Origin of the sequence: Novosphingobium sp., assembly GCF_965228995.1 — a bacterium.
Taxonomy (GTDB): Bacteria; Pseudomonadota; Alphaproteobacteria; order Sphingomonadales; family Sphingomonadaceae; genus Novosphingobium.
This window is the reverse complement of sequence record NZ_OZ245852.1, coordinates 2966438-2980440: the sequence shown is the minus strand read 5'-3', so window position 1 is coordinate 2980440 and position 14003 is coordinate 2966438. Positions and strand designations below refer to the sequence as shown.

Annotated in this window: 14 protein-coding genes; 3 read left to right on the top strand and 11 right to left on the bottom strand. The window is 67.6% G+C overall.

The genetic code is table 11. The features are described 5' to 3' along the window. The first annotated feature begins 20 nt into the window (after positions 1 to 20). Entirely contained in the window at positions 21 to 977 is a 957-nt protein-coding gene (locus ACO056_RS13585) for a hypothetical protein (RefSeq protein WP_421847592.1), read from the top strand. Then, positions 974 to 2380 carry a sensor histidine kinase gene (locus tag ACO056_RS13580; protein WP_421847590.1) on the top strand — a complete coding sequence of 469 codons (1407 nt, stop codon included), beginning with the start codon at positions 974 to 976 and terminating at the stop codon, positions 2378 to 2380. Before ACO056_RS13585 ends, ACO056_RS13580 begins: the two co-directional genes overlap by 4 nt. 3 nt (positions 2381 to 2383) lie before the next feature. Here ACO056_RS13580 and ACO056_RS13575 read toward each other — a convergent pair whose 3' ends face one another. The 3 genes from ACO056_RS13575 to gltX all read right to left on the bottom strand — a co-directional run bounded on the left by ACO056_RS13575 (position 2384) and on the right by gltX (position 5450). Further along, positions 2384 to 2575 (bottom strand): hypothetical protein, encoded by a 192-nt coding sequence (locus ACO056_RS13575; protein WP_421847588.1) that lies wholly within the window; start codon positions 2573 to 2575, stop codon positions 2384 to 2386. Between the two features lie 32 nt (positions 2576 to 2607). Further along, positions 2608 to 3894 (bottom strand): citrate synthase, encoded by a 1287-nt coding sequence (locus tag ACO056_RS13570; RefSeq protein ID WP_421847586.1) that lies wholly within the window; start codon positions 3892 to 3894, stop codon positions 2608 to 2610. An 83-nt stretch (positions 3895 to 3977) separates the two neighbouring features. Continuing rightward, on the bottom strand, positions 3978 to 5450 hold the full coding sequence (gene gltX / locus ACO056_RS13565) for a glutamate--tRNA ligase (protein WP_421847584.1): 1473 nt from the start codon (positions 5448 to 5450) through the stop codon (positions 3978 to 3980). A 112-nt stretch (positions 5451 to 5562) separates the two neighbouring features. On the opposite strand from gltX, the gene ACO056_RS13560 reads away from it, so the two are divergent. Beyond that, on the top strand, positions 5563 to 7710 hold the full coding sequence (locus ACO056_RS13560; RefSeq protein WP_421847582.1) for a ComEC/Rec2 family competence protein: 2148 nt from the start codon (positions 5563 to 5565) through the stop codon (positions 7708 to 7710). On the opposite strand, the gene lexA is transcribed toward ACO056_RS13560, so the two are convergent. From lexA to ACO056_RS13520, 8 genes are all read right to left on the bottom strand, one after another. Then, a complete protein-coding gene (gene lexA / locus ACO056_RS13555) occupies positions 7707 to 8399 on the bottom strand; it encodes a transcriptional repressor LexA (protein WP_421847580.1) in 693 nt (230 codons plus the stop codon). The two genes, ACO056_RS13560 and lexA, sit on opposite strands and share 4 nt — an antisense overlap. A gap of 78 nt (positions 8400 to 8477) precedes the next feature. Beyond that, positions 8478 to 9686, bottom strand: a complete 1209-nt coding sequence (locus tag ACO056_RS13550; protein WP_421847578.1) for a molybdopterin molybdotransferase MoeA — start codon at positions 9684 to 9686, stop codon at positions 8478 to 8480. Continuing rightward, positions 9683 to 10153 carry a cyclic pyranopterin monophosphate synthase MoaC gene (gene moaC, locus ACO056_RS13545; protein ID WP_421847576.1) on the bottom strand — a complete coding sequence of 157 codons (471 nt, stop codon included), beginning with the start codon at positions 10151 to 10153 and terminating at the stop codon, positions 9683 to 9685. The genes ACO056_RS13550 and moaC overlap by 4 nt, the downstream gene beginning before the upstream one ends. A 174-nt stretch (positions 10154 to 10327) precedes the next feature. After that, complete coding sequence (locus ACO056_RS13540) at positions 10328 to 11020, bottom strand: aspartate/glutamate racemase family protein (protein ID WP_421855507.1); 693 nt, start codon at positions 11018 to 11020, stop codon at positions 10328 to 10330. 8 nt (positions 11021 to 11028) lie between these two features. Next, complete coding sequence (locus tag ACO056_RS13535; RefSeq protein ID WP_421847574.1) at positions 11029 to 11412, bottom strand: reverse transcriptase-like protein; 384 nt, start codon at positions 11410 to 11412, stop codon at positions 11029 to 11031. After that, complete coding sequence (gene trpC / locus ACO056_RS13530) at positions 11405 to 12193, bottom strand: indole-3-glycerol phosphate synthase TrpC (RefSeq protein WP_421847572.1); 789 nt, start codon at positions 12191 to 12193, stop codon at positions 11405 to 11407. The genes ACO056_RS13535 and trpC overlap by 8 nt, the downstream gene beginning before the upstream one ends. A gap of 213 nt (positions 12194 to 12406) precedes the next feature. Then, a complete protein-coding gene (gene trpD / locus ACO056_RS13525) occupies positions 12407 to 13402 on the bottom strand; it encodes an anthranilate phosphoribosyltransferase (RefSeq protein ID WP_421847570.1) in 996 nt (331 codons plus the stop codon). Next, positions 13399 to 13995 carry an anthranilate synthase component II gene (locus ACO056_RS13520; protein ID WP_421847568.1) on the bottom strand — a complete coding sequence of 199 codons (597 nt, stop codon included), beginning with the start codon at positions 13993 to 13995 and terminating at the stop codon, positions 13399 to 13401. Before ACO056_RS13520 ends, trpD begins: the two co-directional genes overlap by 4 nt. Positions 13996 to 14003: the final 8 nt, after the last annotated feature.

The following is a 14003-nucleotide window of genomic DNA, read 5'->3' as shown; positions in this document are numbered from 1 at the left end:
GCGGATTAAGGCTGGGGATGATGGCCACACCTGCACCTTCCGGCGCCCCGGCAAGCGCGAGCACCTCGCCGCTGGCGCAGGATAGCGCCGCTGCGCGCAGTGCGGTGGCCCATGTCGTGCCGATCCTGCGCCATCTTTTGCGCAGTGATGACAACTCGATTTTCAGCGACGAGATCGTCGCGCGGGTGCGCGGCATGTTCGTCGATCTGGCGCGCCAGCTGGTGATCGCGCTGGCGGCGGCGGCAGGTCACGCCGAGCCCGAGGGGTGGGCCCACGAGGCGGCCGATGAACTCGCCCACGTGCTTGCCGATAATCCCGCGTTCCTCGAACATTTTCATACGCTTGCCCTCGAGTGGCAGTGGACCTTGCGGATGGAGCGCAGCCGTACGATCGATCCGGTCCTGCCGCCGCTCGTGCAGGCACGCATCGCCGATCCCGACCCGGCTGTCTCGGCCGCGGCGATGAGCCTCCTCGCCGCGCAAGCCCGCTTCTGCCAGAATCAGCGCCGGATGCAGCTGCCGCTGGGCGAGATGCCCGGCGATCTGGTGCACATTGCACTGGTCACTCTGCGCGCGCATGTCGGCATGGACGCTTCGGCGGATGCCTATGCCGTGATCGCTGAACGCAGCGTGCGAGCCCAGATCGACGAGACGCGCTCGCGGCTCACCCAGATGAGCCGCGTGCTTGATGCGATGGGTGCCAGGGCGGCAGCTGCGCTCGAAATCGATCAGTCCGGCGTTGCGCTGTTCTTCACCGCGCTTGCCCGCGGATCCGGCCTCAGCCGCGAAGCTGCGATCATGACGACCATCGAAGGCCAGTTGCCCCGCCTCGTGCTGGCGCTGCGCGCTTGCGGCCTTGCCCCTGCCGCCGTTGCTGCCGCCGCGCTGGCATTCCATCCCGATGCGAACCTGCCGAAGGACCATGCGGACCTGTCCCCCGGCGAGGCCGCCGCGCTGCTTGGCGAGCCTTGCTCATGAGCGCGCTGCGCGAAGAGGGGGCCGCCCCGACGGCGCCGGGCGGCATGATCCGTGCCCGCACCGATGGCGAGGACCGCCTGATCGCGGCGGACGAGCCGCTGGCGGGCCTGCAACTGCGCAGCGGCAGCACCGTGCCGGGCGCCATCGCGGTGCCGGCGCTGCTCGCGCTGGTGCGCCGCGTGCGCCGGACCGGGCAGGCTGCATCGCGGACGATTCTTTCTGTTGATGAAGGTCATCCGGTCAGCGCGCTCGCTTCGGTGACGCCTGAAGGCGAGGGGACCGCTATCGAACTCAGCCAGTGGCAGCGCGGTGAGGAAGCAGCCGCCGAATTGCCCGTGCCCGAGGCGCTGCTGCATCATGTTGCCGAGGCCGAAATCCTGCTCGACGAGGCGCAGCGCGTGATCGTCGCCGATGTACGCGCGCCCGATCTCGCCAGCCTTGCCAGTGCGCTGGAAACCGGCCGCGGCCGGTACTGGACCGACTTCGTGAAGATCGAGCGGGTGAGCGATCTGATGACAGCGCGGCAGGGCCCGCTGCACTGGCGTCTGCTCGATGATGCCCCGTTCACGGTCGAAGGTTCGGCCCGCAGCTGGCGTGCGCGTATCCTGCCGCGCGGACAGGGCGGCTTTGTGCTGCTCGCGATCCCGGAGGCCATCGAAGCACTTCCTGCCAGCCTGGCTGCCACCGAAGCAAAGCCCACCGAGGAAGACGAGCAGCCCAGCTGGAACCGCCTGCTCGGCCGCGATCTGGCGCCGGCCCTGCGCCAGCCGATTACCCGCATCATCGCCAATGCCGAGACGATCCGCACGCGGCTCGCCGGGCCGCTCGCCGATGAATATGCGAGCTACGCGCACGATATTGCCGAGGCCGGCCGCCATTTGATGAGCCTGATCGAGGATCTCGCCGATCTCGAAGCGGTCGAGGCCCCGGGTTTCGCGCCGGCGCCCGATCATATCGATCTGGCCGATTGCGCAAGGCGCGCAGCCGGGATCCTTTCGGTGCGCGCGCAGGAGCGCGGGATCACGCTGCATACCCCCGATGCGGGCCTGCGCGTACCGGCCATCGGCGAGTTCCGCCGTGTCCTGCAGGTGCTGCTCAATCTCGTCACCAACGCCATCCGCTATGGCCCGGCGGGCTCCGCCGTCACGCTCGCGGCAGGGCTCGATGCGCGCGGCGCGTGGATCGCGGTGCAGGACGAGGGGCACGGCCTCACGGCCGAGCAGGCGTCACGCGTGTTCGAAAAGTTCGAGCGGCTTGGCCGCACCGGTGATGGCGGGACGGGCCTCGGCCTCTATATCTCGCGCCACCTCGCGCGGGCGATGGGCGGGGATCTCGTCGTCACCAGCGCGGCGGGCGAAGGCGCCCGCTTCGAACTCACCCTGCCGCCCGACCGGACGGCCTGAGCCCTATCGGCGGCGCTGCGCCAGCACCAGCAGGCCGGCCCCGGCCGCAGCCAGCACGCCGCCCCACAGGATCCAGACTTTCTGCTCCAGCATGAAACTGGACGCCGGCCACATGATGATGCCGGCCCCCTGGCCCATCCAGAGCAAGCCCATGAGGAGGGCGGCGATACCGAGTACGCGCAGGATCAAGGCCATGTCGCTTTTCCTTCGTTTCGCCGCCCGTAGGCTCAGCGCTTCTCAACCGGAATGTAGTCGCGCTGCACCGGACCGGTGTAGAGCTGGCGCGGGCGGCCGATCTTCTGGCCGGGATCGCTGATCATTTCGTTCCATTGCGCCACCCAGCCAACGGTACGGGCGAGCGCGAAGAGAGCGGTGAACATCGCGGTCGGGAAGCCGATCGCCGAGAGGATGATGCCCGAATAGAAATCGACGTTCGGGAACAGCTTCTTCTCGATGAAGTAGGGATCGGAAAGCGCCAGCTCCTCAAGCCGCAGCGCGGTTTCGAACAGCGGATCGGTGACCTTGAGCGAGGCGAAGACCTCGCGCACCGTCTGCTGCATCACCGTCGCACGCGGGTCGTAGTTCTTGTAGACGCGGTGGCCAAAGCCCATCAGGCGGAACGGATCGTTCTTGTCCTTGGCGCGCGCGATGTAGTGCGGGATCTTGTCGGGCGTGCCGATTTCCTTGAGCATGTTGAGCGCAGCTTCGTTCGCGCCGCCATGCGCCGGGCCCCACAGGCATGCGATGCCCGCCGCGATGCACGCGAAGGGATTGGCGCCCGAGGAACCGGCAAGGCGCACGGTCGAGGTCGAGGCGTTCTGCTCATGGTCGGCATGAAGGATGAAGATGCGGTCAAGCGCGCGCTCGACCACCGGGTTCACTTCGTACTCCTCGGCCGGCACCGCAAAGGTCATGCGCAGGAAGTTGCCGGTGTAGGAGAGGTCGTTGCGCGGATAAACGAAGGGCTGGCCGACCGAATACTTGTAGGCCATCGCCGCGATCGTCGGCATCTTCGCGATCAGGCGGTGGGCGCTGATCTTGCGCTGTTCAGGGTCTGAAATGTCGGTCGAATCGTGATAGAACGCCGAGAGCGCACCGACGACGCCGCACATGATCGCCATCGGGTGCGCGTCGCGGCGGAAGCCGCGGTAGAACACCGAAAGCTGTTCGTGGACCATGGTGTGCCGCGTGATCGTGCGGCTGAAATTCGCGAGTTCATCGGCCGAGGGCAACTCGCCGTTGAGCAGCAGGTAGCTCACTTCCATGAAGCTCGAATTCTCGGCCAGCTGGCCGATCGGATAGCCGCGGTGGAGCAGCACGCCTTCGTCGCCGTCGATGTAAGTCAGTGCGCTGTCGCAGCTCGCCGTGCTGGTGAAGCCCGGATCGTAGGTGAACTTGCCGGTCTCGGCATAGAGCTTGCGGATATCGATGACATCGGGACCGATAGTGCCGCTCTTGATCGGCATCGTGGTATCCTTGGTGCCGTCGTTCAAGGTCGCCTGATTGTCGCTCACGCTCTAGCCTCCTGTTTTCTTCTTCGTGCTGCACGGCGCTGGGCCGGCTTGTTTCGGTTCGGGCGGGGGCCCTTAAAGTTACATCATGCGGCCTTGCCGGCCTGGTCAGCGATCCGGGCGAGCGACTCGTCTCGTCCCAGAAGTACAAGTACGTCGAAAATGCCCGGGGAGGTAGTCGTGCCGGTCAGCGCGGCGCGCAGCGGCTGCGCCAGCTTGCCGAGTCCGAGCCCGCGCTCCTCCGCCATGGCCTTGAGCGCGGCTTCGAGCGGGGCTGCAGCCCATTCCTCGCCCGCAAGCCGCGCGGCCACCGCGCCAAGCAAGGCGCGTGCATCCTCGTTCAGCAGGCCCGCAGCCTTCTCGTCGAGCCCCAGCGGGCGCTGCGCGAACAGGAACCGCGCTCCGGCGGCCAGCTCCATGAGATCGGCCGCCCGCACCTTGAGCACCGGCATCGCCGTAGTCAGCAGCGCAAGCCCCGCCTCGTCGAGCCCGCCCAGCCGCGGCGCGATCAGCGCGGCCAGCCGTGCGTCGTCAGCCTCGCGGATGTAGTGGCCGTTGAAGTTTTGCAGCTTCTTGAGATCGAACCGAGCTGCGCCCTTGCCGACATCGCCGATCTCGAACCACGCGACTGCCTCATCGCGGCTGATGATCTCGGCATCGCCGTGGCCCCAGCCGAGCCGCAGCAGGTAGTTGAAAACCGCTTCGGGCAGCAGTCCCAGCTCGTCACGATAGGCATCGACACCCAGCGCGCCGTGGCGCTTGGAAAGCTTCGCACCGTCCGCGCCGTGGATCAGCGGGATATGGGCATAAGCCGGGTCTTCCCAGCCGGACCCTTCCACCGCCTGCATCGCGCGGATGATCACCAGCTGGCGGAAGGCGTTGTTGATATGATCGTCGCCGCGGATCACGTGGGTCACGCCCATGTCGTGGTCGTCCACCACCACCGCGAGCATGTAGGTTGGCGTGCCGTCCGAGCGGAGGATGACGTAATCGTCGATCTCCACGTTCTGGACGGTGATCGGGCCCTGCACGAGGTCATCGATCGTCGTCGCGCCATCACGCGGGGCCTTGATCCGCACGACCCACGGCTGGCCTTCGGGCCAGGTCGACGGGTCCGCATCGCGCCACTCGCTCTCGATCCGGAAGGGACGCCGCTCGGCCTGCGCGGCGGCGCGGCGGGCAGCGAGCTCCTCCTGCGTGAGGTAGCAGCGATAGGCGTGGCCCGCCTCGAGCAACTTGTGCGCGACTTCGGCATGGCGCTCGGAACGCGCGAACTGGAACACCGGTTCCTCGTCGCCGCCAAGGCCGAGCCAGTTTAGCCCGTCAAAAATGGCCTCGATCGCCGGTTCGGTCGAACGCGCGCGGTCGGTATCCTCGATGCGGAGCAGATAGGTGCCGCCGTGATGGCGTGCAAAGAGCCAGTTGAACAGCGCTGTGCGCGCGCCGCCAATATGCAGGTAGCCGGTCGGCGAAGGCGCAAACCGTGTGACCACGCCTTTGCGCACACCAGCAGAGTCCGCGCCTGATCCTGCAGAAACGGTGTCACTGGCGCTTGCCATTGTTGGCGCGATCCTTCCTAATCCGGTCATGTCGCGGACATTGGCCCAACCTCTCGGCGAACCCGCGTCGCGGACGCCACGCCTCTGGGACAAACTTGCCGCCTTGTCCAGCATGCACCGCACCATTGAGGCGTTCCTTGCCGCCCGGCCGTTCGAGCGCGGGCCGTGGCTGGCAGTGGGCTTTGCGCTTGGAATCGCTTGCTGGGCCGTGCTTCCGGGGCCGTGGCAGTGGTCGGGTTTCCTGGCATTGTGCGGTGCGGCGGCGATGGGCGGTTTGCTGATCGATTCGGAGGGTGATCTTGGCCACCTGCGGGCAGCCCTGATCGGCATTGCACTTATGCTTGGCGCAGGCTGCGGCACGATCTGGATCAAGTCCGCGCTGGTCGGAATGCCCGGCATCGCGCGGCCCGAAGTGGCGGTGATGCAGGGCCGGGTGATCGACCGGCAGGTGGAAGGCGCGCGAGACCGGGTGCGCCTGCTGGTCAGCGCATATGTGGAAGGACATCCCAAGCCGCTCCTGGTGCGGCTCAATCTGCCCGATGCGGGCGATTCGCCCGGGCTTGTCGAAGGCGCCGAAGTTCGCCTGCGCGCGCGGCTCATGCCGCCGGCTCCGCCGATGTTGCCCGGCTCCTACGATTTTGCCCGCGCAGCCTGGTTTCAGGGGCTGGCGGCAACCGGCAACGTGGTGGGGCCGGTCACTCTCGTCGCGCCCGCGCGGGAAGGCTGGTCGCTTCGGCAATGGCAGCAGCGGCTTGCGGACCATGTCCGTGCGCAGTTGTCCGGCTCCCCGGGCACGATTGCCGCCGCCTTTGCCAGCGGTGACCGCGGCGCGATCGCGCAAACGGATGAGGACGCCATGCGCGATGCGGGCCTCACGCACTTGCTGTCGATCAGCGGGCTGCACGTGAGCGCGGTGATCGCGGGTGCCTATTTCCTGACGATCCGCCTGCTTGCACTGTTCCCGTTCATCGCCCTGCGCGTGCGTCTGCCGCTGCTGGCGGCAGGTGTCGGGGCGGGGGTCGGCTTGTTCTACACGGTGCTGACCGGCGCCGAAGTGCCCACGGTGCGCTCGGTGGCGGGATCGCTGCTGGTGCTGACCGCGCTGGCGCTGGGGCGCGATCCGCTCTCGCTGCGGTTGCTGGCGACGGCCGCGCTGATTGTCATGCTGCTCTGGCCAGAGGCAGTGCTGGGGCCGAGCTTTCAGATGAGCTTCGCCTCGGTCATCGCCATCGTATCGTTCAGCACGGCAGCGCCGGCCAAGGCGTTTCTTGCGCACAGCCACGAGGGGCGGGTGACGCGGCTGGCGCGGCATCTGGCGATGTTGCTGATGACCGGCCTTGTGATCGAACTCTCGCTCATGCCGATCAGCCTGTTTCACTTCCACGGCGCAGGCATCTACGGCGCCGCGGCGAACGTGATCGCGATCCCGCTCACCACCGTGCTGACAATGCCGCTGATCGCACTGGGGCTGGCGCTGGACGTGTTCGGGCTGGGCGCACCGGCGTGGTGGGCGGTGGGCAAGTCGCTCGAACTGCTGCTGTGGCTCGCTCATCTGGTTGCCGCCCAGCCCGGTGCGGTGACGATGATGCCGGGGATGAACGGCGGCACGTTCGCGCTGTTCGTTGTCGGGCTGCTGTGGCTGGCGCTGTGGACGGGGCAAGTGCGGCTGTGGGGCTTCGCGCCGATCGCGCTGGGGGTGGCGGCGGTACTGTTGACGCGGACGCCCGATGTGCTTGTCTCGGGCGATGGGCACCATGTCGGGATTACGGGGGAGGGGCCGGATCTCCTTGTGCTGCGCGCGGTGCGAGAGGAAAGCTATACCCGCACGGCGCTGCTTGAAAACGCGGGGATGACGGGCGACGCGGTGGCGCTGGAGGATTGGAAGGGCGCCCGCTGCAATCAGGATTTCTGCGCGATCTCGCTAACGCGGGGTGGGCGGCGGTTCGATCTGCTGATGGCGCGGGGCAAGGATCTGGTGGCGGTGCCGGTGCTGGCCGCAGCCTGCGCGCGCGCCGATATCGTGGTGGCGGATCGCCGCCTGCCTTCCGCCTGCAAGCCGCGCCTCCTCAAAGCGGACCGGGCGCTGCTCGGCCAGACCGGCGGGCTCGCGATCGATCTCGTCTCGGGCCGGGTCCGCAGCGTGGCGGAGACGCAGGGCGAGCATGGCTGGTTCCGCCGACCGCCGCCTTACCGGCCCCGCGCCAGACGCGACTGGCCGGCCCCGGTCGCCAGCGGGGCGCCGGAGCCGTCATCCACTTAGTGATAGCGGCGGAGCAGTCCTGCGAGCTTGCCCTGAACCTGGACTTCATGCGGCTGGTAGTACTGCGGATCATAGGCCGCGTTGGCCGGATCGAGGCGGACCATGCCGCGCTCGCGCCGGAGGTACTTGAGCGTCGCTTCCTCGCCGCGCACCAGTGCGACGACGATCTCACCGTCGCGCGCAGTATCGGTGCGGCGCACGAGCGCATAGTCGCCATCGAGAATGCCGGCCTCGACCATCGAATCGCCGGAGACTTCAAGCGCGTAGTGCTCACCCGAGCCAAGCAGGGCGGCCGGGACGGGAAGGGTGGCCGTCCCCTCGAGCGCTTCGATCGGGACGCCCGCGGCGATGCGGCCATGGAGGGGAATTTCGATCACGTCGTTCGCCGGTTCGCGCGCAGGCGCCTGACTGCGGAGCGGTGCAAGCGCACTCGGCGCGCTGGCGGTGGCGCGCTGCGCCGGCTTGGCGCCGCCCGCATCGCTTTCACGGATCACTTCGAGCGCGCGCGCCCGATTGGGCAGGCGGCGGATGAAGCCGCGTTCTTCCAGCGCCGAGATCAACCGGTGCACACCGGACTTGGACTTGAGGTCCAGCGCTTCCTTCATTTCCTCGAACGAGGGGGAGATACCGCTTGCTTCAAGGCGTGTCTGAATGAAGGTCAGCAGTTCATGCTGCTTGCGCGTGAGCATCCTTGCGCACTCCCATCTAGTGAACGAATGCGGAACGAATAAGCAACGAAATAATACCCGTCAAGCAATTCCGTGCATTTACAGCAGGTATACAGGAACAAACTGACCCGCGGGCGTTTCCGGCGCATGGGCCGGGCGCACCACCAGAGCATTGGCGCGGGCGAGCGAGGACAGCGCGCCGGAATCCTGCAGGCCATCGAGCGAGACTTCGCCGGCGTCCCACACCGCGCGCAGGAATTCCATGCGGCTGCCGCCCGCAGGCATGGCTTCCCTGAGCGCGGCGGGAATGGAGCGCGGCATCGCATCGGCCGCACCGAGTGCGGCGCGGATGAGGGGCAGGAGGAAGAGGAACCCGGTGACGAAGGCCGCGGCAGGATTGCCCGGCAGGCCAAGGATGACCTGCGTGCCCCGGCGGGCGACGAGCAATGGTTTCCCCGGCTTGATCGCGACGCGCCAGAACGTGAGTTCGGCGCCCAGTTCGTCAAGGGCGGGGCGGACGAGATCATGATCTCCGACCGAGGCGCCGCCGCTGGTGACGATGACATCTGCACCGCGCGCGGCCTCGAAGGCGGCTTTCAGTGCCTCGAGCCGATCGGGAACCGGGCCGATCCGGGTGATTCGCACGGCAGGCTGCGCGGCGAGTGCGGCGAGCATGGCGCTGTTGCTGGCGGGCAGCTGGTGTACCGCGAGGTCTGCACCGGGGGCGGCAAGCTCGTCACCGCCGTCGATCACCGCGAGTTCAAGTGGTCGCCGCACCGGGAGATGCGCATGGCCTGCGGTGAGCGCGAGCGCGATCTGCGCGGCGCCGATCCGGGCGCCTGGTGTCATCAGCATGTCGCCGCGCCGGAAATCCATGCCGGCTGGGCGGATATGGCGGGTCGGCGGCTCGGGCGGGGTGCCGGTTAGGGTGAGCGTATCGCCCTCACGCGCGGCATCTTCCTGGATCAGGACCATGTCCGCACCGGCTGGGACAAGCGCACCGGTGCTGATCCGGGCCGCCTCGCCCGGCCCCACGGTGCCGCCAAAGGGGCGACCTGCCGCACTCTCGCCGATCACTCGCCACGGGCCCGGCAGATCGGCAGCGCGCAGGGCATAGCCATCCATGGCGGAGACATCGGCGGCGGGCTGGGTGCGCAGCGCGGTGAGCGGCTCGGCAAGATGGAAGCCAAGGCAATCGGCGGCGGCGCGGTGTTCGATCGGCAGCAGGGGCGCAATGGCCATCAGGCGGCGCTGCGCTTCCTCAAGCGGCAAGGGCGGGTTGGGGCGAGGCGGGCTCTGGGGATTCACGGTGCGCGCCAGTCGCCCGATTTGCCGCCGCGCTTTTCGATGAGGCGGATATCGCCAATCTCCATGGCTTTGTCGATCGCCTTGGCCATGTCGTAGACGGTGAGGAGCGCGACCGAAACGGCGGTAAGCGCTTCCATTTCGACCCCGGTGCGCCCGGTGAGCGAGGCAGTCGCGCGCGCTTCGACGCCGTCTTCCACGAAGGCGAATTCGACGCTGACGGCATCCAGGGCGAGGGGGTGGCACAGCGGAATCAGCTCGGCCGTGCGCTTGGCGGCCATGATCCCGGCGATGCGGGCGACGGCGAGGACATCGCCCTTGGGCGTGGTGCCATCGCGCAAGGCGGCGAGCGTGGCAGCGTTCATCCTGATCCGGCCAAGCGCCACGGCGACCCGCTGCGTCTCCGCCTTGCCGCCGACATCGACCATGCGGGCGCGGCCCTGTGCATCGAGGTGGGTGAGTTCGCTCATGCCCTGAAATCCATCAAAGTTGACACAGTTGACACAGTCCTGAGGGAAAGGTCCGGGGCGGGGCCTGCGAGGCTGCCGGAAGCCTCAAGAGCCAAGGAAATGCGCGGTTTCATGCGGTCGTGATGCCACAAGCATGGGCTGTAGGACAGATGGCAATGCTGATAGCGGCAGCGCTCAGCCAAGCGCGAGTGCAACGGCAGCTTCAGCATGGAGACGGGTCGTATCATAGAGCGGTACGGCGCTGTCCTCCGGGCCGATCAGCAGCATGATTTCGGTGCAGCCAAGGATCACCGCAGTGGCCCCGCGCGCGACAAGGCGGGCGATCACGCCGCGATAGGCTTCGCGGGATGCGGGCTCGATGCGGCCGGCAACCAGTTCCTCGTAGATCACGCGGTGGACTTCGGCGCGGTCTTCCGCCTCGGGGATGAGCACTTCAAGGCCGTGCCGCTCTTCAAGGCGAGCGCGGTAGAAGGCCTGCTCCATGGTGAAGGCGGTGCCGAGAAGGGCCACTCTGCTGTGGCCAGCGGTCTTGAGCGCATGGGCCGTGGGATCGGCGATATGGAGGACGGGAAGCGCACTCGCTGCTTCGATTTCGGGCACCGATTTGTGCATGGTGTTGGTGCAGATCACGATGGCTTCCGCACCCGCGGCTTCGAGGCGGCGGGCGGCATCGACCATCAGCGCATCGAGCGCGCGCCACTGGCCAGCAGCCTGCAGGGCCGCAATCTCGGCGAAATCGAACGACCACAGGACAAGCCGCGCGGAAGCCTTGGGGCCGAGCCTTTCGCGCACGCCCTGGTTGATCAGGCGGTAGTATTCGGCAGAACTTTCCCAGCTCATCCCGCCGATCAGGCCCAGTGTCTTCATTTGCGTGTTCATCGGGGCCATGTCCTTGCAAGGGCTATTCCGGCGAGGTTCTGCGCGCGGGGGATGCGGCGGATGCGGACGCGCGCGAACGGGGCGGCGAGCGCGGCGTAGCGGGCGAGATAGGGCGCGAAAGCGGGGCGCGGCTTCAGCCTGCCGCTGGCCTGTGCGACGACGAACGCGGAATCGCCGAGCAGCACGATGTCAGCCGCGCCGAGCTCGCCCGCCACTTCGAGCGCAGCGAGCAGGGCCAGCCATTCCGCCTGATCGTTGGTGCCGTGGCCGATGGCAGGGCGGTGCCAGACTTGCCCCCGCGCCGCGACGGCGGTTTCCATGCATCCGGGATTGGGACGGCAGCCGCCATCGAAAAACAGCTTGAGCGGGCCATCAGGCACCGAGGAGCGCGCGGGTGGCGGCGGTGACGTCAGCGTTGCGCATCAGGCTTTCGCCGACGAGAAAGACCCTGGCGCCCGCCGCAGCTAGGGTGAGCACATCGGCGTGGCCCCCGATGCCGCTTTCGGCGACGAGCAGCGTGCCTTCAGGCGCAAGCGGGGCGAGGCGGGCGGTGGTGCCGAGATCGGTGACGAAGCGCTTGAGATCGCGGTTGTTCACCCCGATCAGGCGGGACTGGAGGCGCGCGGCGCGCTCCATCTCGGCCTCGTTGTGGACTTCGACGAGGACATCCATGCCGTGTTCGCGTGCGGCGGCCTCGATCTCGGCCATTTCGCTGTCTTCAAGCGCGGCGACGATGATGAGGATCGCGTCGGCTCCGATGGCGCGGGCTTCGGCGCACTGCCAGGGATCGACCATGAAGTCCTTGCGCAGAACGGGCAGATTGCAGGCGGCGCGGGCGGCGACGAGGTAGTCCTCGTGGCCTTGAAAATAGGGCGCGTCGGTAAGGACCGAGAGGCAGGTGGCACCGCCCGCCTCATAGGCGCGGGCATGGGCGGGGGGATCGAAATCGGCGCGGATCAGGCCCTTGGAGGGGCTGGCCTTCTTGATTTCGGCGATGAGGGCGAAACCGGTTTCGGCGCGCTGGCGCAAGGCGGCTTCGAAGCCGCGCGGGGCGGTTTGTTCGCTGGCGCGGGCGGCAAGGTCGGCGAGTGTGGCCTTCGCCTTGCGGGCGGCAACTTCCTCGCGCGTGGTGTCGCAGATCCTGGTGAGCGTGTCGGTCATTTGAGCGGGCTTTAGGGGGCGGGGCTGCGCAAGGGAAGATTGTTTCGCGCAGAGGCGCAGAGGCGCGGAGATGTCAGGTTGCGGCGAAGCCGCCGTTTTCATTCGTCATACGTGTGGAGCAATGAATGCCTGCGGCGCACAACCCCTTTGCGATCTCTGCGCGAACAATATTTTCTTCTTCTCTGCGCCTCTGCGCCTCTGCGCGAAACTCACTTATTTCAGCGCAGCAATCCAGCAGTTGAGCAGCGCATTCGCCAGCCCCTTGTCGATGGCTTCGGCGGCTTCCTCGACGCCCTCGTGCCAATCGGTAGCTTCGCCCGCAACGATCAGCGCGGCGGCGGCGCTGAAGAGGACGGCGTCGCGGTAGGGGCCGGGTTCGCCCTGGAGAAGCGCGCGCAAGGCGGCGGCGTTGTAGGCCGGGTCGCCGCCGCGCAGCGCCTCGACCGGAGCGGCGGAGAGGCCCGCATCGGAAGCGCTGACGCGGCGCATCAGGACGTGATCGTCCTTTACTTCGGCCAGTTCGTTGCCGCCCGCGAGGCTCAATTCATCGAGCCCCTCGTCGCCCGAGACGACCATGCTGTGTTCGGTGCCGAGGCGGCGGATCGCTTCGGCATAGATCGGCACGTAGGCGGGGCGCGCGATGCCGACGAGTTGGCGGCGCACCCCGGCGGGATTGGCGAGCGGGCCCATCAGGTTGAAGATCGTGCGGCGGCCGATGGCTTTGCGGATCGGCATGATCCGGCCCATCGACGGGTGATGCCGCGCGGCAAACAGGAAGCAGATGCCAAGATCGCCGAGCGTCATTTCGGCGGTTTCGACCGCGCGGTCGAGATTGAGGCCGAGGGCTTCCAGGGTGTCTGCCGCGCCTGCCTTGCTGCTGGCGGCGCGGTTGCCATGCTTGGCGACGGGGACGCCGCAGGCCGCGACGACGAGGCTGACCGCGGTCGAGACATTGAGCGTGTGGTGGCCATCGCCGCCGGTGCCGCAGACGTCGATGGCATTGGCAGGCGCGCTGACGGGGATCATGCGGGCGCGCATGGCGCGGGCGGCGCCAGCGATTTCGCTGGCAGTCTCGCCGCGTTCGGCAAGCGCGACGAGGAAGGGGGCGATGCTCTCTTCCGGCACGGCGCCATCGAGGATCGCGGCGAAGGCGGCTTCGGCTTCGGCTTCCTCCAGCGGCGCTTCGGTAACGTCGGGGAGCCGGATCATGCCGCGAGGTGGGTGGGCAGCTTCGCGGTAATCCCGCACATCTTCAGGAAATTGGCGAGAAGCGCGTGGCCGTGTTCGGTCGCGATCGATTCGGGGTGGAACTGCACGCCGTGGATCGGCAGCGAGGTGTGGCGGAAGCCCATGGCGTGGCCGTCGTCGGACGTGGCGTTGATTACGAGGCTTTCCGGCACGTTCTCGACCACGAGGCTGTGATAGCGCGTGGCGGTGAAGGGCGAGGGGAGGCCTTCGAAAAGGCCGGTACCATCATGCGTGACGGGGCTGGTCTTGCCATGCATCAGCCCGCCGCGCACGACCTGCCCGCCGAAATACTGGCCGATCGACTGGTGGCCGAGGCAGACGCCGAGCAGCGGCACGCCGGCATCGGCCGCGGCGCCGACGAGATCGAGGCTGATCCCTGCCTCGTTGGGCGTGCAGGGGCCGGGCGAAATGAGGAACCCTTGCGCGCCGCTGGAAATGGCCTGCCCGGCGGACATCGCATCATTGCGCACGACTTCGACCTTTGCACCCATTTCCATGAGGTAGTGGACGAGGTTCCAGGTGAAGCTGTCGTAGTTGTCGATGACTAGGATCATGGGTGAGG